The organism is Brevibacterium jeotgali (assembly GCF_900169175.1).
Classification (GTDB): domain Bacteria; phylum Actinomycetota; class Actinomycetes; order Actinomycetales; family Brevibacteriaceae; genus Brevibacterium; species Brevibacterium jeotgali.
The window spans coordinates 249,372-272,540 of sequence record NZ_FXZM01000002.1; the positions used below are offsets into that span (position 1 = coordinate 249,372).

The following is a 23,169-nucleotide window of genomic DNA, read 5'->3' on the forward strand; positions in this document are numbered from 1 at the left end:
GCCTGCTGAGCCAGTCGGGTCGCATTCTCACACCAGGTGATCGGACAGGGTCCGCACGATCCCGTCCGCGAGCAGCCGTCCCCGCAGGGTGAGGTGGATCCGCTTCTCCACCAGCGTCCGGGGCGCGAGCAGCCCGTCCGCCAGCATCCGGCTGATGTGCGGGCGCGCCGACTCCTGCAGGCGGTCGAGCGGGAACTCGCCATCGATGCGTGCGGCGAGCATCAGGTCCTCGAGCGCGCGGGTGTCGTCGTCGAGCAGTTCGCGCCCCACAGCAGGCGAAGCGCCTCGACCCAGACGATCCGCCCAGGCCCTGGGATGCTTCGCATTCCACCAGCGCACCCCGCCCACATGCGAATGGGCACCGGGACCGTAGCCCCACCAGTCGGCGTTCCGCCAGTAGGCGAGATTGTGCTCGCAGCGCGTGCCGTCCCCGGTCGAGAAATTGCTCACCTCGTACCAGCCGAGTCCGGCCTCGGCGAGGATCTCGTCTGCGAGCTCGTATTTCTCCGCGAGATCGTCCTCGTCGGGCATCGGCAGCTCTCCGCGGCGGACCTGCATGCCCATCCGCGTCCCCGGCTCCACGATGAGCGAGTAGGCGGAGACGTGGTCCGGCCGATGCTCGAGCACCGACTCGAGGCTCGTGCGCCAATCGGACAGCGACTCCCCCGGAGTGCCGTAGATCAGGTCGAGGCTCACACCCAGCCCTGCGGCCCGTGCGGCCTGGACCACCTCGCCGATGCGCGCAGGATCGTGCGTCCGGTCCAGTGTGCGCAGCACGTGGGGAACGGCGGACTGCATGCCGAACGACACGCGGGTGAAGCCCGCATCGGCGAGCATCTGCAGATACTCGGCGTCCACGCTGTCCGGGTTCGCCTCGGTCGTGACTTCGGCACCGGCGGCGAGACCGATTCCCGCGCGGAGGTCACCGAGCACGCCCGCGAGCGTCTGCGCGGGCAGGAGGGTCGGAGTGCCGCCTCCGAAGAAGACGGTGTCGAACGCACGGCCCTCCAGCCCCGTGCCTGCGACCACGTCACGGGAGAGCGCGATCTCGTGAGAGAGCTGATCCCGGTAATCGGCGCGGTTCGCACCCGGGCCCAGTTCGTCCGCGGTGTAGGTGTTGAAGTCGCAGTACCCGCACCGCACACGGCAGTACGGGACGTGGACGTAGGCGCTGAAGGTGTCGCGGCCCGCGCGTGCGATCGCGGCCGCCGGCAGCCCGCCGTCCAGTGGTGGGACGTCCCCGTCCGGCTGAGCAGGCACTCCTACTTCTTGTCCGACTTCTTGTCGGGCGCGGAGCCGTCGGATGACAGCGCCGCGATGAAGGCCTCCTGCGGGACCTCGACGTTGCCCACCATCTTCATGCGCTTCTTACCCGCCTTCTGCTTCTCCAGCAGCTTGCGCTTGCGGCTGATATCGCCGCCGTAGCACTTGGAGAGCACGTCCTTGCGGATGGCGCGGATGGTCTCCCGGGCGATGATCCGCGAACCGACGGCCGCCTGGATGGGCACTTCGAACTGCTGGCGCGGGATGAGCGCGCGGAGCTTGCCCGCCATCGACACCCCGTACGAGTAGGCCTTGTCCTTGTGGACGATCGCGGAGAACGCGTCGACGTGATCGCCGTGCAGGAGGATGTCGACCTTCACGAGGTCCGACGATGCCTCGCCGTCGTCCTGGTAGTCGAGGGAGGCATACCCCTTCGTCCGCGACTTGAGCGCGTCGAAGAAGTCGAAGACGATCTCTGCCAGCGGCAGTCGGTAGCGCAGCTCCACCCGGTCCTCGGACAGGTAGTCCATCCCGAGCATCTGGCCGCGCTTTCCCTGACACAGCTCCATGACGGCGCCCACGAAGTCGCTGGGCGTGAGGATCGTCCCCCGCACCATCGGCTCGTGGACCTCTTTGATCTTGCCCTCCGGGTACTCCGACGGGTTCGTCACCGTGTGCTCCGTGCCGTCCTCCATGACGACCCGGTACACCACAGAGGGTGCGGTGGAGATGAGCGAGAGGTCGAACTCCCGCTCGAGCCGCTCACGGATGATCTCGAGGTGCAGGAGTCCCAGGAAGCCGCACCGGAAGCCGAAGCCGAGGGCCGTCGAGGTCTCCGGTTCGTAGGCCAGTGAGGCGTCGTTGAGCTTGAGCTTGTCGAGCGCGTCGCGCAGGACCGGATAGTCGGAGCCGTCGATCGGGAACAGGCCGGAGAAGACCATCGGCTTGGGCTCCGCGTACCCGGGCACGGACTGCTCCGCGGGCCTGCGGGAGTTCGTGACCGTGTCACCGACCTTCGACTGGCGCACGTCCTTGACGCCGGTGATCAGGTATCCGACCTCGCCCACGCCGAGTCCCTCCGAAGGGACGGGCTCCGGGGAGGAGACGCCGATCTCCTGGAGTTCGTACGCGGTGCCGGTCGACATCATCTCGACCTTCTCGCGGGGGGAGAACCGTCCGTCGACGACTCGCACGTACGTGACGACGCCGCGGTAGGTGTCGTAGACGGAGTCGAAGATCATCGCACGGGACGGGGCGTCTGCGTCACCGACGGGCGCGTCGATCTGCTCCACGATGCGGTCGAGCACGTCCTCCACGCCTTCGCCGGTCTTCCCCGACACCCGGAGGACATCGTCCGGATCCACGCCGATGAGGTTCGCGATCTCCTCGGCGTACTTCTCCGGCTGCGCGGACGGCAGGTCGATCTTGTTGAGGATCGGGATGATCGTGAGGTCGTGCTCCATGGCCAGGTAGAGGTTCGCGAGGGTCTGCGCTTCGATCCCCTGAGACGCGTCCACCAGCAGCAGTGCGCCTTCGCAGGCGGCCAGCGACCGTGAGACCTCGTACGTGAAGTCGACGTGGCCCGGAGTATCGATCATGTTGAGGGCGTACGGCGTGCCGTCCACCTCCCACGGCATGCGGACGGCCTGCGACTTGATCGTGATGCCGCGCTCGCGTTCGATGTCCATGCGATCGAGGTACTGCGCCCGCATGTTGCGAGGCTGCACGGCTCCGGTGATCTGGAGCATCCTGTCCGCCAGCGTCGACTTCCCATGATCGATGTGGGCGATGATGCAGAAGTTCCGGAGCAGTTCCGGCGGGGTCGCTGCGACGTCGATCCGCTTCCGCGATTCAGCGCTCACCTGAGGTGCCATGTGTCTTCCGACGTCCTCTCATTCGTGTCAAAACTTCATTCTTCCACGATCAGCCACCCTCCGCGAACTGCTGCGGCCCACGGCGATGCGCGCGCACGCGCTCCTCGCGCCCGTCCGGCTACCCTGCACGCATGAGCTTCCTGCCCCCGTCCGGTCGCCTCCTGTCCGTCATGACGGCGAACCTCCGGTACCCGGCCCGCGACGGACACCCGTGGAGTGAGCGCCTCCCCCTGTGGGCCGAACTCCTGTCCGACGAGGCTCCGCACGTCATCGGGACACAGGAGGGGGTCCTCGGCCAGCTCGAGGGACTCGCAGACCGTCTCCCCGCCCACTACGCATGGACCGGCGAAGGGCGCGCCGGCGGGAACGACGGGGAGTTCACCGCGGTCGTCTTCGACACCCGACGACTCGACGCCGAAGCGGTCGACGTCCGCTGGATCTCGCTGACCCCCGATGTCCCGGGCTCCCGCTCGTGGGGGTCGTCCCACCCCCGCACGATCACCCGCGTCGACTTCCGCGACAGGGTGGGCGGCCGCCGCTTCCGCCTGCTCAACGTCCACGTCGACCATCGTTCGAATCGTGCACGCCCGCATGCGGCGCGCATGCTGCTCGGCGAAGCTCACCAGGCGCTCGAGGAGGGCCGGGACGTGGTCGTCACCGGCGACTTCAACGCGGACCAGGACCACGACCTGCACCGCATGCTCACTCAGGACGGAACGATCGCAGACGCCGCACTGAGTGCCCCCGAAGGATCCGTGCGCGATGGAGACGTCGACACGTTCCACGTCTACCGCGGCGTCACGCGGAGCGGGCGGCGGATCGACTGGATCCTGCACTCTGCGGGACTCACACCGACTGCGGTGGGGACCAACACCTTCGCACGCGGGGGACGCTTCCCCAGCGATCACTTCCCCGTCCAGGCACTCCTGAGATGGGAAGGCGGACGAGTAGGCTGACGGCATGAACTGGAAGAGCCTCGCTCAGCGTGCCGTACGTGTCGGAGTTCGGCAGGGAATCGGCTACATGCGCAGGTCAGGGAAGGACTCGTCCGCCCTGCGCGCCGTCGACTCCCTGCTGCGGAACGGAGACGGATCCTCGACCGACTCCGACCGCTCCCGCCGTCGCGGGGGACGCCCCCGCGACGGCGCAGAGCACCGCACTGCCGGAGGCGCCCGCGCAGGCCGGACCGGAGCGGACCAGCGCGCTGAACACGACCGCTCGCGCCGCGCCGCTCGTCCGAAGCCGGCTCAGCGCTTCCCGAAGCGCCCGGACGGCGGCTACCCGGGTGACTTCCGCGGTCCGATCAAGCCCATCTACGCGCCGGACCTGGACGGCAGCCCCGACCCCGGCGAGGTCGTGTGGGGGTGGGTCCCCTACGAAGAGGACCACTCGCGGGGCAAGGACCGTCCGATCCTCCTCATCGGGCGCGACGGCAGGTGGCTGCTGGGTCTCATGCTGACGAGCAGGGACAATGTCCCCGGCGGTGTGGGCGAGACCCGTACAGACGAGCACGGCACCCCGTACATCAATATCGGCACGGGCGACTGGGATTCGCAGAGCAGGCCCTCGGAGGTGCGCCTGGATCGGATCATCCGGATCGAGCCGTCCGCCGTCCGCCGCGAGGGCGCGATCATGCGGATGGAACGATTCTCCACCGTCGTCGATTCCGTCCGCGCCGTGTGAGCGGAACCGACTGAGCGGGGCGTCCGCGGTTCGCTCGAAGCGCTGCGCATCCTGTACGATCATCTGCTGTACGTCCGTCTGGGTGTGTCTCACCCGCAGGTCGGGCGGACGTCACCTCGGAAGATCGTCGGCTGGTGTTTCCCCGCCGGACCGGCACAGATCGGATGAGAGCCCTCACGACCATGATCACTGACACGAAAGAGTGTTGACGTTGGCAAACATCAAGTCGCAGATCAAGCGGAACCTCACGAACGAGAAGGCGCGACTCCGCAACCGCGAAGTCCGCAGCGAAGTGAAGACCGCAGTCCGCGCCGTGCGCGAGCAGCTCGCGACCGGCGACAGCGCCTCCGCACAGGCCGCTCTCCAGAATGCCTCGCGCACTCTGGACAAGGCCGTGTCGAAGGGTGTTCTGCACAAGAACAATGCAGCCAACCGCAAGTCGAATCTCGCGAAGAAGGTCAACGCTCTCTGAGCATGATCCTCTGAGCGCGTTCCACGCGGACAAGGGCCGTCCTCCTTCGGGGGGACGGCCCTTGTGCTGTGTTCGATGCGGCGTGCACGGGGGTGCGACGATCAGTCCTCACGGTGCGACGATCACCGTGCGCGCGATTGGCGGCACACGTAGGCGACGAGGTATTCGACGGCGTACACCGGATCGCGTCCTCCGCCCTTCACCGCGGCATCGGCGTCGGCAGCCGCGAGGATCGCGCGCCCCAGAGACACCGGATTCCATGCCCGCGATTCCCGCCGTGCACGGTCGACCTGCCACGGCGCCATCCCCAGCTCTGCGGCGAGCGATCCCGGTGATCCCGACAGCCCCTCCACCTTCGCCAGGTTCCTCAGCTTGAGAGCGACCGCGGCGACGATCGGGACGGGATCCGCCCCGGTCGCCAGAGCGTGGCGCAGCAGTGAGAGCGCCTCCCCGGTCCGGCCGGTGCAGGCTGCGTCTGCGACCTTGAAGCCCGTCGCCTCGATCCTGCCGCCGTAGTACGCGTCGACGACTTCCGCACCGACCGTGCCCTCCGTGTCCGCCAGCAGCTGCCGCACGCCCGCGTCGAGCTCGGACAGGTTCGCACCCAGCGCGTTCATCAGTGCGGCGAGGCCATCCGACGTGAGGGTGCGCTTCGCCCGGGAGAACGCGTCCTGTGCGTACTTCGCGCGATCGGCCTCGCTCTTGAGCACTCCGACGTCGACGGTGGGCGCACCCGCGGCTGCGAGGGCCTTGAGGAGTCGCGCACCGCGCTGCCCGCCCCGATGCTCGAGGACCACGACCATGTCGGGATTCGGATCCTCCGCGTAGGCGAGAGCGTCTTTCAGGAAATCGTCGTTCATCGTCGCGAGATCACTCACGATGATGAGCCCGTGGGCGGAGAACAGCGACGGAGCCGCGGAGGCGGAGAGGGAGCCGGCCTCATAGGACGATGCGTCGAGATTCACCGGATCGACATCCGTGTGCTTCTTCTTCACCGCCTGCACGATCCGGGTCCGGGCGTTGCGCAGGAGCACGTCCTCGCCGCCGGACAGGAGCACCAGGGGTGCCGGAGCCGCCCGGTGCCACGCCACTGTCGTCTTCTTCGCTGCCACGGATCCAGACTATCGTCCGCCGGGGACACCGCAGTCCATCGCGCCGCCCAGCAGCCCGAGTTCCGCTGTCAGTGCGATGCTCCCGCACTGGTCGGTGCGCAGCACCGGTACGGACCCGAAGGCTTCGAGGGCCTTCCGTGCGGGGTGACCGTAGGTGTTCCCGGCTCCGACGGAGACCACCCCCACACGGGCACGTGCGGCCCGGAAGAACGCGGCGGACGTGTCCGCGCTGCCGTGGTGCGGGGCCACGAGCACGTCGACCGGCGCGTAGACCGCCATCTGTGGGACCATGCGCAGCTGCTGGTCGGCACCCACATCACCGGGCAGGAGGATGCTCAGGCCGTCCACCTGCACGAGGAGGACCAGCGAGGCCGCGTTGCCGTCACGGACGCCTCCCCCGTCGACGGGCGGCCAGAGGACTCGCGCCGTGACCCCGTCCGGCAGGAGGTCAGCCGGCAGCTCCTCACCTGCGACCGCCGGTGCAGCCACCGTCGCGAGAGCGCGGGTCCTCGTCGCGTCCGGGGAGTCGGCCAGGGCCAGGGGGTGGACGACGACGGCTTCGTCCACCGCTTCCACCGCTGCGGGCAGCGCTGCGACGTGATCGGCGTCGAAGTGCGACAGAGCGATCGTGAGACGAGTGATGCCCGCACCCTCCATGCACGCGGCGAGCAGGGCGGGATCGTCTCCGGTGTCCACGAGCAGCGCGTGGTCCCGCGGCGCATCCCGACTCCGGATGAGTGCTGCGCTCCCCTGCCCGACGTCGCACACGACGACCGACCAGGCGCCCCGACCCGTCGCGGTCACGACCGGCACCGCCAGACCGGCCAGGAGGCAGACGATCGTCACGAGCGCACCGCCAGCGCGGACGCTGCGCCGGCCCAGGAGTGCGCACGCCAGACCTGCGACCATCCCCGCAGCCACGACGACTCCCCCGAGCCCCGCGGTCCAGCCGAGTGCGGCACCGGGGAGCGCCGCGCACCCATGGGCGACGACCGTGATCCACCACGCCGAGGCCGCGCCGACTGCACCTGCCGTGCGTGCGAGCAGGTGGGCCGGCGTCCCGAGCGTCTCAGGGAGCGCACCCGCCGCTCCCTCGAGCGCGAGACCGGCGAGTCCCAGCACGGTCGCCGGTGCGACCGCCGGCGCGGCCGCGACGTTCGCGAGCACCGCCCAGGGGCTGACGGTCGGGTCGAGGACGACGAGCAGCGGGGTGCACCCGACCTGCGCCGCCGCGGGCACCGCGAGCGCGACCGCGATGAGGCGAGGCACCCCTCTGTCGGTGAGTGCACGGGTGAGCGGCGGCGAGAGCACGACGAGAGCCGCCGTCGCGCACACGGACAGTCCGAACCCGATCTCCGACGCCAGGTGCGGACGCCCGATGAGCAGCACGGTCACGGCCGTCGCGAGCACCGCGAGCGTGGGTGTGCCCGCGGGCCGCAGGATGCCGACCGCCACGAGAGCCGCCATCGCTGTCGCCCGCATGACGCTGGGCTCCGGTCCGACGACGAAGACGTAGCCCGCCGTCACGGCCGCCGCCGGCAGGATGCGGGTCCACCAGGGACTGCGCAGGCGGGCACACAGGGCCACGACGACCCCCGCGACGATGAGGATGTTCGATCCGGACACCGCTGTGAGGTGTGTCAGGGAGACCGTGCGCATCGCATCTGCGAGCGCGGTGCGGATGTGGGCGACGTCGCCCACCACGAGGCCGGGCAGCAGATCTGCGCCCGCGTGCGTGCCGACACCGGAGACCTTCGCCAGCCCCGCGCGCAGATCGGCACGGATCCGCCACCGCGCGCCGGGCTCCTCGACCACCTCGGCACCCACGAGTCCCGTGAGGTCGTCATCCCACCACTCCAGCTGCATGCGCACCAGCGACCCTGCAGGCGGGGGCGGCTCCTCGGCGACGACCGTCACCCTGCCGGCCTCACCGGTCACGACACTCCGGAAGCGGCCAGACTCGGTCTCCTGAGGATCCGTCACGACGCGAACGATCGCGGCCCCAGGCTGCGGAGCCCCGTCGAGTGCGAGCGCGTGCGCACCCGCGACGAGCCCGGACAGTCCGAGCGCTGCGAAGACCCCGCCGAGGACCGCCCCGGCCGGCCGCACCGCCCTCCTCGTCCTCGCGGGACCGGCACACGCAGCCGGTCGGCCCGCCAGGATGAGCACTGCGCCCAGCACGGCGCAGCACAGACCCAGGACCATCGCGGGGCGCCCGGCCCACGTGATCGACGCCCATGCACCGGCGGCGGCCGTGATGGCACGCGCTGTCCCGATCCTCGCTGTGAGGATCCTGCCGCACCGCGAGCCGCACGCGCGCAGGGCCGCACTCATGCCGGGGCCTGCGGACAGCGCGGTCCTGCGGTCCTCACCCGACCGTGACGCTGTCACGGATCCTGCTGAGCGTGGCGTCTCCGATCCCGCTGACGTCGAGCAGTTCGTCCACAGTGGTGAAGCGACCGATCGCGTCTCTGTGGTCGAGGATCGACTGCGCTGTCACGGGCCCCACACCCGGCAGCGTCTCGAGGGCCGCGAGGTCTGCGCTGTTGAGGTCGACGAGTGCGTCGCCCGTCCCTCCCGATCCGGCACCAGCAGGATCCGGACCGGACTGCGCGCTGCCCGCTTCCGTGCCGCCACCGCTGCCCAGGGCAGTCTCGTCCCCCGGCTCGGGCACCCTGATCTGCTCACCGTCGACGAGCACGCGCGCGAGGTTGAGCGCGTCCACGTCGGCGCTCCCGGAGGCCCCGCCGACGGCTGCGAGTGCGTCCGACACCCGCGCACCCGGCGACAGTTCGACGACACCGGGGGTGACCACGGCACCGACGACGTGGACGACGACCGGCGCAGCAGGGGTGGCTGCCGCCCCACCCGTCGTGCGCTCACCCCCGTCCGCGCTCCCACCACCGTCCCCGGCGGCCTCCGCATCCGCCTGAGCGGCCTCCCAGGTGTCTGCATGCTTCTGGGCGGCGAGGGGGCTCTCGCCCCGCAGCAGCGACGGGGCCAGGACGAAGACGAGCACACCCGTCAGAGCAGCTCCCAGCAGGCACAGCAGGACCGTCCGGGACAGTCCGGGCCGGGCTCCCGGCCCCGCGTGGCCGTCCTCCTCGGTTCCGTCGTCGAGATCCGCCGCATCATCGCCGGGTTCGCCGGCGACATCCCCTGATCCGTCGCCGAGGTCGTCTGCGGGTGACCATCCTCGTTCGCCGCTGCGGGCCAGCAGCGACGAGAACCTCTCTGCGGGTGATGGGCTCATGCGCCCACTGTCGCCTCCGCGCCTGCGGCCGCGCATCCCGCACACTCACCGGTGGACGGACACCGGCACATCCCCGGCATGACCGACGCGTGGGAACCGCGCCGCTCCACCGTCCTGTGACCGCGAGTGACTCAGCTGCGACCTCGGACGACGATGCCCACGGCGCCGGGGCCCACGTGCGCGGTCAGCACTGGGGACAGCACGTCCGCGCTGATTCCCCAGCCTTCCGCGCGCGCCGCCGCCTCCATCTGCGCGTGCACCCCCCGCGCGGCATCACCCGCATCGTCGAGCGACCCCTCCGAGACGAGCACCGTCACATCGACGGAGCCCATCGCGCGAGCGGCGGCCAGTGCATCCGCGATCATCCGCGCGTGCGCTTTGCGCACTGTCCGGACCCGTGCGGTGGCGTCGACGAGCCCATCGCGCAGGCCGAGGACGGGCACGATCGAGAGGGCACGGCCCAGCAGGGACGCGGCTCGGCCGATCCGACCGCCGCGTTCGAGGTGCTCCAGGGTCGCCGGGCAGAAGACCACGAAGGTCTCATCCCGGAGGTAGTCCTCTGCTGCGGATCGCAGCGCTGCGGGGCCTCGGCCCTCCGCCACGCCGTCGGCGATGACGAGGGCGGCTCCCCCGGCCGCGGCGGACGTCGTCCGGGTGTCGATGACGGTGAGGGGCACATCGAGCCCGTGTCCGGCGGACTCCGCGGTGCCGTGGGTCCCTGACAGTGCCGCCGACAGCGTCAGCACGATGATGTGGTCGCTCCCGCGCTCGCGCAGCTGCTCGAAGGCGTCCGTGAACGCGTGGACTGCGGGCATCGAGGTGCTGACGCGTGCGCCGCCGACCATCGCGTCACAGAGCGCGGACGGCGCGAGCTCCCCGTCGATGTGCTCGACCTCGTCGACGATCACGGACAGCGGAACCACGGCGAACCGCCCGCCGAGCGCGCGCGAGACCCGCGCGCGCTCGGCGGGCGTGAGCAGCACCGTCGAATCGACGACCAGGCCGATCCCCGACGCGCCGTCATCCTCACCGGGACGCCGAGGCCGTCCGTGGTGAGCCGCGTCCGCCGCCGTCATGGTCGGCCGAGCGCGCGGTACGTCCAGCCGGCGCCGCGCCATGCAGCGGGATCGAGCACATTGCGCCCGTCGAGCAGACGCGGGTGCTCCACGAGCCGCTTCACCGTGACGGGATCGAGCTGCCGGTACTCCGACCATTCGGTGAGCAGCAGGACGAGGCCCGCTCCCGTCAGCGCTGTGGTGAGGTCCTCTTCGTACGTGAGCTGCGGCTCGCGACGACGTGCGTTCTCAAGTCCCTCCGGGTCCGTGACCGTGACGACCGCACCCTGTGCGTGGAGCGCCGCTGCGACCGCCAGTGCCGGCGAGTCGCGGGTGTCGTCGCTGTCCGGCTTGAAGGCCGCGCCCAGCACGGTCACCCGCACCCCGTCGATGTCGCCGCCGCATTCGCCGAGCGCCAGCTCGACCATCCGCTCGCGACGACGGAGGTTGATGGCGTCGATCTCCCTGAGGAAGCTCACGGCCTCCCCCGCGCCGAGGTCGTCAGCGCGAGCGATGAAGGCACGGATGTCCTTCGGCAGACATCCGCCGCCGAACCCCAGTCCCGCGTTCAGGAACTTGCGGCCGATCCGGTCGTCGATCCCGATCGCATCCGCCAGCACCGTGACGTCGCCGCCCGCGGATTCGCACAGCTCCGCCATCGCGTTGATGAAGGAGATCTTCGTCGCCAGGAACGAGTTCGCCGCAGTCTTCACGAGCTCCGCGGTCGGGTAGTCCGCGACGATGCGGGGAGTCCCGCGGTCGAGGACGATCGCATACACCTCGTCGAGCTGCTCCGTCGCCTGCTCGCCGGCGTCGCCGTCCGGCACCCCGTACACGAGCCGGTCGGGGCGCAGCGTGTCCTGCACCGCCTTGCCCTCGCGGAGGAACTCGGGGTTCCACGCGAGTTCGGCACCGGTGGCGCGCACCGTGCCCGCGAGCTCCGCCGCTGTGCCCACGGGCACCGTCGACTTGCCGACCACGAGGTGCCCCGGACCGATGTGCGGAAGGATCGACTCCACCGCCGCGTGGACGTACGTGAGGTCTGCGTGCAGGCCGTCCGCGCTCTGCGGGGTCCCCACGCAGACGAAGTGGACGGTGGCCGCGGCGACCGCGGACGGGTCCGAGGTGAAGGTCAGGCGGGCGCTGTCCTGGGTCTCGACCAGCAGCTCCGGCAGCCCGGGCTCGAAGAACGGCGCACGGGCGGCCGACAGCTCGGCGAGCTTCCGCTCATCGACGTCGACTCCGATCACCGTGTGACCGATCGAGGCCATGGATGCCGCGTGGACGGCTCCGAGGTATCCCACACCCACCACGGACACAGTCGTCATGGTGCTCCTTCGTTCGTCATGCTCGCGTCGGCGCGACGCGCGGTACGCGCCTCAGCTTAGGCGACACCGACCGCGCGGGTACTCTGAGGGAGTGAAGCGTATCGGTGACTTCCTCGTGAACACTCCGTCCGCCGTCGTCGTGTCCTCGGCGGCCGCGGTCCTGTTCGTCTGCGCGCTCATCCCGCCGCTGCACGCGATCGCCTGGGTCCTTCTCCTGCTCGCGGTCCTGGTCGTGCTCGGAGCCGTCGTCGGGTGGTCGCGCACGTGGAACCATCTCCAGGACCGGATCGACGCGCTCGCCTCCGAATCCGCCGGAGCGCACGACGACTACATCCCGGTCGAGCTGAGCCAGACGCCTCAGGAGGAGCTGGCACGAGCAGACGCGAGGATCGCTGCGGACATCGTCGCCGGGTTCCCGGAGGACGACGGCATCGTCCGCAGACTCCGGATCGAAGCGGAGGTCACCGACTTCCCGGAGGAGCTCACTGCTCCCCTGACCACCTTCCTCGCCGACAACTCGCACACGAGGTTCGACGAGCCCCAGGTCCATCGTGCCTTCATGTCGCTCTACCGCGCGGCCCGCGCCCTCGATCAGTGGATCCGCACGGAGACCGCTCAGTTCGACGGCCAGCGGGTCCTGGTCCCCGGCGACACCCGTGAGGGCGGCTGGCAGGCGTTCGCCGACGCCAAGCGCTCCGGAGAGGAGCACGCGGACGCCTTCCTGGTGGCGCGGTCGGAGTTCTCCCGGGTCGTGCTCGTGAACCGGCTCCTCGAGGACTGACCGCGAGCATCGCGGACTGTCCGGGACCGGCGCTCACCACCAGTCGTCGTCCGGACCCGGCGGGGTGCGGCGCTTGTGCTCGGACACGGAGAACTTCTCCGTGAGAGTCCGTGTGACAGCGGCGGGCACGTCGCGGCCCTCGAGGAAGTCGTCGATCTCGTCGTAAGTCACGCCCAGCGAGCTCTCGTCCGTCTGTCCCGGCTCATCGTCCAGCAGATCAGCTGTGGGGACCTTCTCCCAGAGACGGTCGGGGCTGCCGAGCGCACGCAGCATCGCGGCCCCCTGCCGCTTCGTCAGTCCGGCGAGGGGGACGAGGTCCGCCGCGCCGTCGCCGAACTTCGTGAAGAATCCGGTCAGCGCCTCGGCCGCGTGATCGGTCCCCACCACCAGCGACCCGCGCGAACCTGCCACTGCGTACTGCGCGACCATGCGCATGCGCGCCTTCACGTTGCCGCGGTGGAAATCCGCCAGCGGACGCCCGGTGGACGCATCATGAGTGCCGACCAGAGCATCGGTCGCAGGCCGCACGTCGAGTTCGACGACGTCATCCGGGCGGATGAAATCGAGTGCGAGCGATGCGTCGGCGGCGTCCTGCTGCGAGCCGTACGGCAGGCGCAGCGCGCAGAAGCGGGCCTTCATCCCCTGCTGCCGGAGGTCTTCGGCCGCCAACTGGCAGAGTCGACCGGCGAGGCTGGAATCCTGGCCGCCGGAGATCCCGAGGACGAATCCTCGGGATCCGGTCCGCCGTGCGTACTCCACGAGGAAGCTGATCCGACGCTCGACCTCCGTGTGCGGGTCGAGCTGCGGGCGCACACCCAGTGCGGAGCGGATCTGGGCGGGTGTCGGGATGCTCATGCCACCAGCCTAGACCCGACCCCGCACCGACCCGTTCAGGCGTCGGGCACGATGTTGACGAGCTTGGGCGCCTTGACGATCACCTTCCGCACACCGGCGCCGTTGAGTGCCCGTACAGCTCCGGGAGCCTCGAGCGCCAGGCGCTCCAGGTCGTCCGCGCCGATATCGGGGGCGACCTCGAGCCGCGCACGGACCTTGCCCTTCACCTGCACGACGGCTGTGACGGTCTCCGCCACGAGGTGTGCCGGATCCGCCTGCGGGAAGTCCGCGTAGGTGAGGGTCTCCTCGTGGCCCAGCAGCTCCCAGATCTCCTCCGCGAGGTGAGGCGCGAGCGGGGCGAGCATGAGGGTGAGCGGTTCCACGGCCTCACATGGTGCGGACGCCGCCTTGGTGAGGTGATTCGTGAGCACGATGAGCTTGGAGACGGCCGTGTTGTTGCGGAAGTTCTCGAAGTCGTCCCTCACACCGGCGATCGTCTGGTGCAGGACCCGCAGGGTCTCCGCATCAGCCGGATCGTCCGTCACGCGCAGAGCGCCGGACTCCTCATCGACCACGAGCCGCCAGACGCGCTGGAGGAAGCGGTGAGCGCCCACGACCGCACGGGTCTCCCAGGCGCGCGACACCTCGAGCGGGCCCATCGACATCTCGTAGACGCGGAAGGTGTCCGCCCCGTACTGCTCGTACATCTCGTCGGGAGTCACGACGTTCTTGAGCGACTTGCCCATCTTGCCGTACTCGCGGCTGACCTGCTCCCCGGCGAACCACCAGGTCGAGGTCCCGTCGTCTCCGACCTTCTCCTCGACCTCCTCCGCGGGGACGTACGTGCCACGGGCGTCTGTGAAGGCGTGGGCCTGGATGTACCCCTGGTTGATGAGTCGGTGGAACGGTTCGAACGACGAGGAGTGCCCCAGGTCGAAGAGGACCTTGTGCCAGAACCGGGAGTACAGGAGGTGGAGCACGGCATGCTCGACGCCGCCGACGTAGAGGTCCGCACCGCCGGCCGGCTTCTCGCTGGTCGGCCCCAGCCAGTACGATTCGTTCTCCGGCGCCGCGAATGCTTCTGCATTGTGCGGATCCGCATAGCGGAACTGGTACCAGGACGAGCCCGCCCAGTTCGGCATGGTGTTCGTGTCGCGGCGGTAGGTGCGCGGCCCGTCGCCCAGGTCCAGAGTCACCTCGACCCAGTCGCGGTTGCGGCTCAGCGGTGCCTCCGGATCGCTGTCCACGTCGTCTGCGGCGAAGGTGCGCGGCGAGAAGTCGGGCACCTCGGGCAGGTCGACCGGGAGCAGTTCGTCCGGGATGGCGTGGGGCGCGCCGTCCTCGTCGTAGACGATCGGGAACGGCTCGCCCCAGTAGCGCTGGCGGGAGAAGAGCCAATCGCGCAGGCGGTACTGTGTCGATGCCTCAGCGAGTCCCTTGCCCTCGAGCCAGGCGAGCGTCCTGTCCTTCGCCTCGCCGATGGTCGTGCCGTTGAGGTCGATCTCGTCGTTCGCGGAGTTGATCTTCGCGCCGTCGCCGGTGAAGACCGTGTCCTCGTCGTGGTCGGCGGGCGGCTGCACCGTGCGGATGTAGGGCAGCCCGAAGGCCTTCGCGAAGTCCCAGTCCCGCGCGTCCTCGCCGGGCACGCCCATGACGGCGCCCGTTCCGTAGTTCATGAGGACGTAGTCGGCGACGAACACGGGGAGGCGCGCGCCGGTCGCCGGGTTCTCGACGTAGGTCCCTGTGAAGACACCGGTCTTGGTCCGGTCCTCCTGCCGCTCGACCGAGGTCTTCGCGGCGGCCGTGCGCCGGTAGGCGGCGACGGCCTCGGGCGGGGTCGCGGCATCGCCGCGCCAGGAGTCCGGCACCTCGGCGTCCCACGCATCACGCGTGAGCACGTCGACCAGGGGGTGCTCCGGCGACAGCACCAGATACGTCGTGCCGAACAGCGTGTCGGCCCGCGTCGTGTACACCTCGATCACTGAGGAGCCCGCCTGATAGCGCAGCAGTGCGCCGGTCGACCGGCCGATCCAGTTGCGCTGCATCTGCTTGACCGCATCCGGCCAGTCGACGAGGTCGAGATCATCGGCCAGCCGATCCGCGTACGCCGTGATGCGCATGTTCCACTGGCGCAGGCGCCGGGTGAACACGGGGAAGTTGCCCCGCTCGGAGCGGCCCTCCGGAGTGACTTCCTCGTTCGCCAGGACCGTGCCGAGGCCCGGGCACCAGTTCACCGGCGAATCGGAGATGTACGCCAGGCGGTGCTCCTGGAGGACGTCCTCGCGCTCTGCGGCGGTGAGTTCGGACCATCCGCGGTCACGTCCCGTCGCGCGCCCGGTCTCGAACTGCCCGATGAGCGCCTCGATCGGACGTGCGGCACCTGCGCCGTCGGCGGCTTCCGGGTCGTACCAGCTGTTGAAGATCTGCAGGAAGATCCACTGCGTCCAGCGCACGAAGTCGGGGTCCGTGGTCGCGAAGGTGCGGTCGACGTCGTGTCCCAGGCCCAGGCGCGACAGCTGGCGCCGCATGTTCCGGATGTTCTCCTCCGTCGTCACCCGCGGGTGCTGGCCCGTCTGGACGGCGAACTGCTCCGCCGGCAGGCCGAAGGCGTCGTAGCCGAGCGCATGCATGACGTTGTGGCCGCGCATGCGGTGGTACCGGGCGTAGACATCGGTGGCGAGGTACCCCAGCGGATGGCCGACGTGCAGTCCCCTGCCGGACGGGTAGGGGAACATGTCCATGAGATAGACGTGGTCCCGGTCGGCTCGTCCCGCCTCGACGGCGCCGTCCGAGGTCGCGGTCCTCGCGAGGTCTCCCACCGGGTTGGGGGCGGAGAAGGTCTTCTCCTCCTCCCAGCGACGCTGCCACTTCTCCTCGATCCGATCCGCAAGAGCGGCGTCGTACCGATGGTCGACGGGGCTCGACTGATCGGATGGTGCGGTCATCAGCGGGGATCCTTCCGGAGGCAGGCGTAGAGACCACCCCATCCTAGACCTGTCGGCCCGACCGGGCTGTCGGCCGGGCTCCGGTACGACGGCAGACCACACGCGTTTCGTGACGGAGGTTACGTCCCAGTATCATGAAGGTTCCGCGTGTCACACCCCCGCTGCAGAGAGGCACCACCATGGGCTCGACGACAATGCCGCAGACCGAGACGCCGGGCGACGGGATCGACTTCCGCACCGGTTCCTCCATCACCGACGTCCTGCTCGAACGGGTCCGTGCGGAGCCGTCCGCCCCGCTCATGCTGCGTGAGACGTCGCGCGGCGAGTGGGAGGACGTGAGCGGCGCTCAGTTCGTCGAGGACGTCACCTCCGTCGCCAAGGGCCTCATCGCGGCCGGCCTGGAGCCGGAGGGCAGCGTCGCACTGTTCGGCGCGACCTCGTACGAGTGGACGCTCTGCGACTACGCCGTCTGGTTCGCCGGTGGGGTGACGGTCCCCTTCTACGACTCCTCGTCACGCGATCAGCTCGCCTGGATGATCGAGGACGCCGGGGTGGGGTTCGGACTCGTCCACACGCGCGAGCACGCGGATCGCGCGCGCTCCGGTGCACAGGACGCGGGCATCGCGGCGGGCACGGTGCCCGTCTGGGTGTTCGGGGATGACGGCCTCGACGAGCTCCGCGCGCTCGGTGCGGACATCACCGATGACGAGCTCGAATCCCGCCGCTCCGCCGTCACGGCCGACACGATGGCGACCCTCATCTACACCTCCGGCACGACGGGCCGCTCGAAGGGCTGCGTGCTCACGCACGGGAACTTCGTGCAGACGGTCGCCGCCGCGCAGCAGCACGTGCCCGCCGTCTTCGCCCCCGGCTCGGTCTGCCTCCTGTTCCTGCCGCTGGCCCACGTCTTCGCGCGCTTCGTCCAGATGCTCGCCATCAACGTCGGCAGCGTGCTCGCCCACACCTCCGACCTGGGACGCCTCACGGACACGCTCTCCGAGGTGCGCCCCACCTACATCCTCGGTGTCCCCCGCGTCTTCGAGAAGGTGTTCAACTCCGCCCGCACGAAGGCCGAGGCCGAGGGCAAGGGGAGGATCTTCGACGCGGCGCAGAAGACCGCGGTCGCATACTCCCGCGCTCTGGACGAGGGCGGTCCCTCGCTGAGCCTCAAGGTCCAGCACGCGCTGTTCGACAAGCTGGTCTACGGCAAGCTGCGCACGGTCATGGGTGGCCGCCTCGAGTACGCGGTCTCCGGCGGAGGGCCTCTGGGCGAGCACCTGGGCCACTTCTATCGCGGCATCGGTGTGAACATCATCGAGGGGTACGGACTCACGGAGACCACTGCTCCCATCACGGTGAACATCCCCGACGATGCGCGCATGGGCTCTGTCGGGAAGCCGCTGCCGGGCTGCGCGGTCGCGATCGCACCGGACGGCGAGGTCCTGGCGAAGGGCGTGAGCGTCTTCCAGGGCTACTGGAAGAACGACGAGGCCACCGCGGACACCTTCTACGACGAGTGGCTGCGCACAGGCGACATCGGTGAGATCGACGCGGACGGCTTCCTCCGCATCACCGGCCGGAAGAAGGAGCTCATCGTCACGTCGTCGGGCAAGAACGTGGCGCCCGCACCGCTCGAGGACGAACTGCGCCGCCACCCCATCATCGGGCAGCCGATGGTCGTGGGCGACAACCGGAACTTCATCGCCGCACTGATCTTCCTCGATGAGGAGATGCTCCCGAGCTGGCTGTCGAACCACGGGGCGCACGGCGAACTGAGCATCGAGGACGCCGCGACCCATCCGACGGTCCAGAAGGCCGTGTCGAAGGCCGTGGACCGCGTCAATCAGAAGGTCTCCCGCGCAGAGTCGATCCGTGAGTTCAGGATCGTCCCGGCGACACTGAGCGAGGAGAACGGGTACCTCTCCGCGAAGCAGTCGGTGAAGCGCCATGTCGTCTTCGACGACTTCTCCGAGGTGCTGGACGACATCTACGGCGACTGACGCACGGGAGCAGGGCCGGTGAGCGAGCAGAAGCACGAGCAGGATCAGGAGCGCATCATGGCTGACGACCATTCGACCCGCGGCAACTACGTGAAGCAGGGCGCGGAGTTCAACCGCGACACCCAGTACATCGAGGACCGCATCCTCGATGACCCGCAGGCCCACTGGCCCGTCGAGGCCGGTCGCTACCGGCTCGTCGCAGCACGGGCCTGTCCCTGGGCGAACCGCACGATGATCGTCCGGCGTCTGCTGGGGCTCGAGGACGCCATCTCACTCGGCATGCCGGGTCCCACGCACGACGCACGCTCGTGGACGTTCGACCTGGATCCCGGCGGAGTCGACCCCGTGCTGGGGATCGAACGCCTCCAGCAGGCGTTCTTCGCACGCTTCCCCGACTATCCCCGCGGCATCACCGTGCCCGCCGTGGTGGACGTCCCCACCGGAGCCGTCGTCACGAACGACTTCCCGCAGATCACCCTCGACTTCTCCTCGCAGTGGACGCGCTTCCACCGCGCAGGCGCCCCGGTCCTGTACCCGGAGTCGCTGCGCGACCAGATGGACCCCGTCATGCGCCTGATCTACACGGAGATCAACAACGGCGTGTACCGGTGCGGCTTCGCAGGCGGACAGGCTGCGTACGAGAAGGCGTTCGACCGCCTCTTCACCGCACTCGACACGATCGAGGAGCGCCTCACGACCCGCCGCTATCTCATGGGAGACCGGATCACAGAGGCGGACGTACGACTGTTCACGACGCTCGTCCGGTTCGACGCGGTCTACTACTCGCACTTCAAGTGCAATCGTCAGCGCCTCGCAGACTTCCCCGCACTCTGGGGCTACGCCCGCGATCTGTTCCAGACCCCCGGGTTCGGCGACACCGTCGACTTCCAGCAGATCAAGGAGCATTACTACATCGTCCACGAGGACATCAATCCCACGGGGGTCGTCCCGACCGGCCCGGACCTGTCCGGATGGCTGGAGGACCACGGCCGGGAGGCGCTGGCGGACGACGAGCCCTTCGGTGAGGGCACCCCTCCGGGCCCGCCGCCTGCCGACGAGGTCGTCCCCCACGCGCACAGCGCAGACGCCTGGGCCGGCTGAGTCCGTCAGTCAGTCTGGGACCTCAGTCAGTCTGGGGCAGTCTGCGCCTCGGTCAGTCGGCTCAGGCGCCCGTCGCCGGTGTGCCCGGACCGTCACCGGGCCGGCGGGCCCGGTTCCGGCGCACTCGCCGGATGATCCACCACGTGACGACCGCGATGACCAGGACGATGACGACGCGCTGGAACCAGCCTGCATACTCCTCGATCACCGTGTAGTTCTCGCCGACCCAGAATCCCAGCAGCACGAACACCGTGTTCCAGATGAGGGAGCCGGCCATCGTCAGCAGCAGGAACCAGCTCTGGCTCATGCGCTCGATGCCCGCAGGAATGGAGATCAGAGACCGGAAGATCGGGATCATGCGACCGACGAACACGGCCCTGCGGCCGTGGCGCCCGAACCATTCCACGGCACGGTCGACATCGTCGGGATCGACGAGGGGCAGCATCCCCGCCCAGCGTGAGATGCGCTCGTGCCCGAAGGCACGGCCCACCCAGTAGAGCGCGAGCGCACCGACCACCGATCCGATCGTCGCCCAGGCGATCGCGGAGACGAGGCTCATCTCCCCCAGGCTGGCGGTGAACCCGGCCAGCGGGAGGATCAGTTCGCTGGGGATCGGCGGGAAGAGGTTCTCGAGGGCGACGAGGAGCCCCACACCCGGTGCGCCCACGGTCTCCATGACCGTCACGACCCACTCCGTGAAGCGGTCAGTGAGAGAGGGCGACGGGGCGGCTGCCTCCACGGAGGACGCCGGAGTGCGGACCTGAGCGATGAGGGACACGGGCATGCGCGCAAGCATACGACCGCCGCCTGCGCGTCTCGTGAGGGTGAGGGGCAGGTGTTCCTGCACGTGAAGCGGGCGCGCACGTAGTATGAAACACATGACTGCCACCCCGAACGCAGCCGACCGCATCCTCACGACGTCCAAGCGTGCCGCGGGCCGCAGCACCGCGCAGCGGCTGATGCGGCGACCCGCCGTCGCCCACCTGCGCGACACCCTCACGAGGTACGGGCAGAGACTGGGAAATCAGTTCGCCGCCGCGATCACGTACTTCCTCGTGCTCGCGCTCGTCCCGATCCTCATGTTCGCGTTCTCCGCGCTGGGATTCTTCCTGGAGATCGTGAGACCGGACCTCATGACGGCCGCGACCGAGCAGATCTCCGAGATGGGTGGCAGCGCCGAAGTCGTCGATATGATCCAGCAGTTCCTCAGCGGCTGGCGCGGGGTCGGCCTCGTCGCGATCGTCTCCGCGCTGTACACCGCACAGGGCTTCATCGGGAACCTCAAGGACGCGGTGCGGTCCCAGCTGTCGAACGACGGCGTACAGAAGGATCAGGACGGATTCGTCCCGCGCATCGTCAACAACACCGTCACGCTGCTCGTCGTCCTCGTGGGTGCGGGACTCGCGGTCAGCCTCTCGATCGTCTCGACGAGCCTGCGCAGCGTGATCGTGGCATGGCTCGAGCTCCCGGGCTTCATGGATCCGGTCTTCCAGCTGGTGCCGCTCGTCGTGATGGCCACGACGTTCTGGCTGCTGCTGTTCCTCGTGTTCACCCTGCTGCCCTCCGCTCCGATCCCGCCCCGCACGAAGCGGATGGGGTCCTTCGTCGGAGCCATCGTGCTGGCGCTCGTCGTCCAGTTCGCCACGATCCTCATCGACATGTTCTCCGGGTCGCCGTCCGCAGCACTGTTCGGGCCGGTCATCGCGATCATGCTCTCGCTGAACATCGTCGCTCGCATCATCCTCATGGTGGCCGCGTGGATGGGCACTGCCGATGACGACTCGATGTTCCACACCGTCGCGAGCGCTCCCGCACCGATGGCCGATGCGCGCGTCGTCTCCGCGGAGGACCGTCCGACGGAGACTATCGGAGCCCTCCTCACGGCCTCCGCGCTCATCGGCCTGACGCTCGTCGGCTTCAACCGCTACCAGTCCCGGGGAGACGACGCCTCCCGCCGTCGCTGACGGGTTGCCCCACCTGCGTACAATGACCCGGACACCACCGTGGAGTGAAAGGTTTCGTCTCTTGACCGACCAGATCCAGGCCGCCGCCCAGACGTGGGCGACCAAGCAGAGCGCTGCAGAGGGGCTGACGCCCCTCGTCGGACGCCTGTACCGCGAGAACGACGTGCTGCTCACGGTGTACGGACGCAGTCTCCTCAACAAGTCCGTCACCGGGATCATCAAGGCCCACCGCTATGCGCGCCACTTCGACGGCGCAGAGCTCGACCTCGCAGAGACCCTCGCGATCGCCCGGCAGCTGAGCGAGATGGAGCTGGGACCCAGCACGGTCGACCTCGGACGGCTCGCGGCCGCCCAGCGCAGCACCGGCGGCGACCTCGCCGTGCTGCTTGCGGACCAGCTGGCACCCGCGCTCGGACAGTCCGCGGGCGATTCCGATGCTCCCCGCGACGTGGTCCTCTACGGCTTCGGACGGATCGGCCGTCTGCTCGCCCGCATCCTCATCGACCGTGCCGGAGGCACGGGTCTGCGCCTTCGCGCGATCGTCGTGCGCCGGGGCGGCGAGGGCGACATCGTCAAGCGCGCCTCCCTGCTGCGCCGCGACTCCGTCCACGGGACGTTCGACGGCAACATCGTCGTCGATGAGGAGAACGAGACGATCCTCGCGAACGGGACGCTCATCAAGGTCATCTACTCGAACGATCCGTCGCAGGTGGACTACACCGCGCACGGCATCGACGACGCGATCGTCGTGGACAACACCGGCATCTGGCGCGATGACGAGGGTCTGAGCAGGCACCTCGCCTGCCCCGGCGCGTCGAAGGTCATCCTCACGGCGCCCGGCAAGGGCTCCGTGAAGAACATCGTCTACGGCGTGAACTCGGACGCGATCCTGCCCGAGGACACCGTGGTGTCGGCAGCTTCCTGCACGACCAACGCGATCACTCCGGTCCTCAAGGTGATCGGCGACGAGTTCGGAGTGCAGAACGGCCACGTCGAGACGGTGCACTCGTTCACGAACGACCAGAACCTCATCGACAACTACCACAAGGGCTCGCGTCGCGGCCGCGCTGCAGGCCTCAACATGGTGCTCACGGAGACGGGAGCGGCGAAGGCGGTCTCGAAGGCGCTGCCGGAGTTCGCGGGCAAGCTGTCCGGCAACGCGATCCGCGTGCCCACCCCGAATGTGTCGATGGCGGTGCTCAACCTCAACCTCGAGCGCGAGACGACGGTCGACGAGCTCAACGCGTTCCTGCGGGAGACATCGCTCAACTCCTCTCTGCGCAACCAGATCGACTACATCCACTCCCCCGAGGTCGTCTCCACGGACTTCGTCGGGTCCAAGCGCGCAGGCATCGTCGACGGCCTCGCCACGATCGTCGACGGGAAGCGCGCCGTCGTCTACGTCTGGTACGACAACGAGTTCGGCTATTCCTGCCAGGTCATCCGCTGCGTCGCACAGATGGCGGGGCTCGATATGCCGTCGCTGCCCGTCATGTCCGCGTGA

At 69.2% G+C, this 23,169-nt stretch carries 18 protein-coding genes; 8 read left to right on the forward strand and 10 right to left on the reverse strand.

The features are described from left to right. Positions 1-27 precede the first annotated feature (27 nt). Positions 28-1,260: a radical SAM family heme chaperone HemW gene (hemW, locus tag BJEO58_RS03030; protein ID WP_101587620.1), complete on the reverse strand. Its 1,233-nt coding sequence runs from the start codon at positions 1,258-1,260 to the stop codon at positions 28-30. Between the two features lie 2 nt (positions 1,261-1,262). Further along, positions 1,263-3,137: a translation elongation factor 4 gene (gene lepA / locus BJEO58_RS03035; protein WP_101587622.1), complete on the reverse strand. Its 1,875-nt coding sequence runs from the start codon at positions 3,135-3,137 to the stop codon at positions 1,263-1,265. A 131-nt stretch (positions 3,138-3,268) separates the two neighbouring features. On the opposite strand from lepA, the gene BJEO58_RS03040 reads away from it, so the two are divergent. The 3 genes from BJEO58_RS03040 (at position 3,269) to rpsT (ending at position 5,292) form a co-directional block, all read left to right on the forward strand. Then, positions 3,269-4,093: an endonuclease/exonuclease/phosphatase family protein gene (locus tag BJEO58_RS03040; RefSeq protein WP_101587624.1), complete on the forward strand. Its 825-nt coding sequence runs from the start codon at positions 3,269-3,271 to the stop codon at positions 4,091-4,093. Between the two features lie 67 nt (positions 4,094-4,160). Next, positions 4,161-4,820, forward strand: coding sequence for a hypothetical protein (locus BJEO58_RS03045; protein WP_373270399.1), 660 nt, complete (start codon positions 4,161-4,163; stop codon positions 4,818-4,820). A 211-nt stretch (positions 4,821-5,031) separates the two neighbouring features. Then, positions 5,032-5,292 carry a 30S ribosomal protein S20 gene (gene rpsT, locus BJEO58_RS03050; protein WP_101587628.1) on the forward strand — a complete coding sequence of 87 codons (261 nt, stop codon included), beginning with the start codon at positions 5,032-5,034 and terminating at the stop codon, positions 5,290-5,292. A 122-nt stretch (positions 5,293-5,414) separates the two neighbouring features. On the opposite strand, the gene holA is transcribed toward rpsT, so the two are convergent. The 5 genes from holA to BJEO58_RS03075 all read right to left on the reverse strand — a co-directional run bounded on the left by holA (position 5,415) and on the right by BJEO58_RS03075 (position 12,040). Beyond that, positions 5,415-6,404 (reverse strand): DNA polymerase III subunit delta, encoded by a 990-nt coding sequence (gene holA, locus BJEO58_RS03055; protein WP_101587629.1) that lies wholly within the window; start codon positions 6,402-6,404, stop codon positions 5,415-5,417. 9 nt (positions 6,405-6,413) lie between these two features. Continuing rightward, a complete protein-coding gene (locus BJEO58_RS03060) occupies positions 6,414-8,795 on the reverse strand; it encodes a ComEC/Rec2 family competence protein (protein ID WP_101587631.1) in 2,382 nt (793 codons plus the stop codon). Continuing rightward, complete coding sequence (locus tag BJEO58_RS03065; RefSeq protein WP_219617054.1) at positions 8,773-9,657, reverse strand: helix-hairpin-helix domain-containing protein; 885 nt, start codon at positions 9,655-9,657, stop codon at positions 8,773-8,775. The genes BJEO58_RS03060 and BJEO58_RS03065 overlap by 23 nt, the downstream gene beginning before the upstream one ends. 131 nt (positions 9,658-9,788) lie before the next feature. After that, positions 9,789-10,733 (reverse strand): DegV family protein, encoded by a 945-nt coding sequence (locus tag BJEO58_RS03070; protein ID WP_180951802.1) that lies wholly within the window; start codon positions 10,731-10,733, stop codon positions 9,789-9,791. After that, complete coding sequence (locus BJEO58_RS03075; protein ID WP_101587634.1) at positions 10,730-12,040, reverse strand: UDP-glucose dehydrogenase family protein; 1,311 nt, start codon at positions 12,038-12,040, stop codon at positions 10,730-10,732. Before BJEO58_RS03075 ends, BJEO58_RS03070 begins: the two co-directional genes overlap by 4 nt. 91 nt (positions 12,041-12,131) lie before the next feature. Between BJEO58_RS03075 and BJEO58_RS03080 the strand changes: the two genes are divergently transcribed. Further along, complete coding sequence (locus tag BJEO58_RS03080; protein ID WP_101587635.1) at positions 12,132-12,821, forward strand: hypothetical protein; 690 nt, start codon at positions 12,132-12,134, stop codon at positions 12,819-12,821. A gap of 33 nt (positions 12,822-12,854) precedes the next feature. Here the strand turns inward: BJEO58_RS03080 and nadE are convergent, their stop codons facing one another. Both nadE and leuS read right to left on the reverse strand, forming a co-directional pair. Continuing rightward, entirely contained in the window at positions 12,855-13,676 is an 822-nt protein-coding gene (gene nadE, locus BJEO58_RS03085; RefSeq protein WP_101587637.1) for an NAD(+) synthase, read from the reverse strand. 35 nt (positions 13,677-13,711) lie between these two features. Further along, entirely contained in the window at positions 13,712-16,600 is a 2,889-nt protein-coding gene (gene leuS / locus BJEO58_RS03090) for a leucine--tRNA ligase (RefSeq protein WP_101587639.1), read from the reverse strand. A gap of 179 nt (positions 16,601-16,779) precedes the next feature. Between leuS and BJEO58_RS03095 the strand changes: the two genes are divergently transcribed. Together BJEO58_RS03095 and BJEO58_RS03100 are read left to right on the forward strand one after the other, a co-directional pair. After that, positions 16,780-18,600: an AMP-dependent synthetase/ligase gene (locus BJEO58_RS03095; RefSeq protein ID WP_101587800.1), complete on the forward strand. Its 1,821-nt coding sequence runs from the start codon at positions 16,780-16,782 to the stop codon at positions 18,598-18,600. A 57-nt stretch (positions 18,601-18,657) separates the two neighbouring features. Beyond that, positions 18,658-19,701 (forward strand): glutathione S-transferase family protein, encoded by a 1,044-nt coding sequence (locus BJEO58_RS03100; RefSeq protein ID WP_101587802.1) that lies wholly within the window; start codon positions 18,658-18,660, stop codon positions 19,699-19,701. Positions 19,702-19,762: 61 nt separating this feature from the next. Here the strand turns inward: BJEO58_RS03100 and BJEO58_RS03105 are convergent, their stop codons facing one another. Further along, positions 19,763-20,485: a DedA family protein gene (locus tag BJEO58_RS03105; protein WP_246076006.1), complete on the reverse strand. Its 723-nt coding sequence runs from the start codon at positions 20,483-20,485 to the stop codon at positions 19,763-19,765. 94 nt (positions 20,486-20,579) lie between these two features. Here BJEO58_RS03105 and BJEO58_RS03110 point away from each other — a divergent pair, with 94 nt between their 5' ends. Then, on the forward strand, positions 20,580-21,665 hold the full coding sequence (locus tag BJEO58_RS03110; RefSeq protein ID WP_180951803.1) for a YhjD/YihY/BrkB family envelope integrity protein: 1,086 nt from the start codon (positions 20,580-20,582) through the stop codon (positions 21,663-21,665). A 61-nt stretch (positions 21,666-21,726) separates the two neighbouring features. After that, entirely contained in the window at positions 21,727-23,169 is a 1,443-nt protein-coding gene (locus BJEO58_RS03115) for a glyceraldehyde-3-phosphate dehydrogenase (protein WP_246076007.1), read from the forward strand.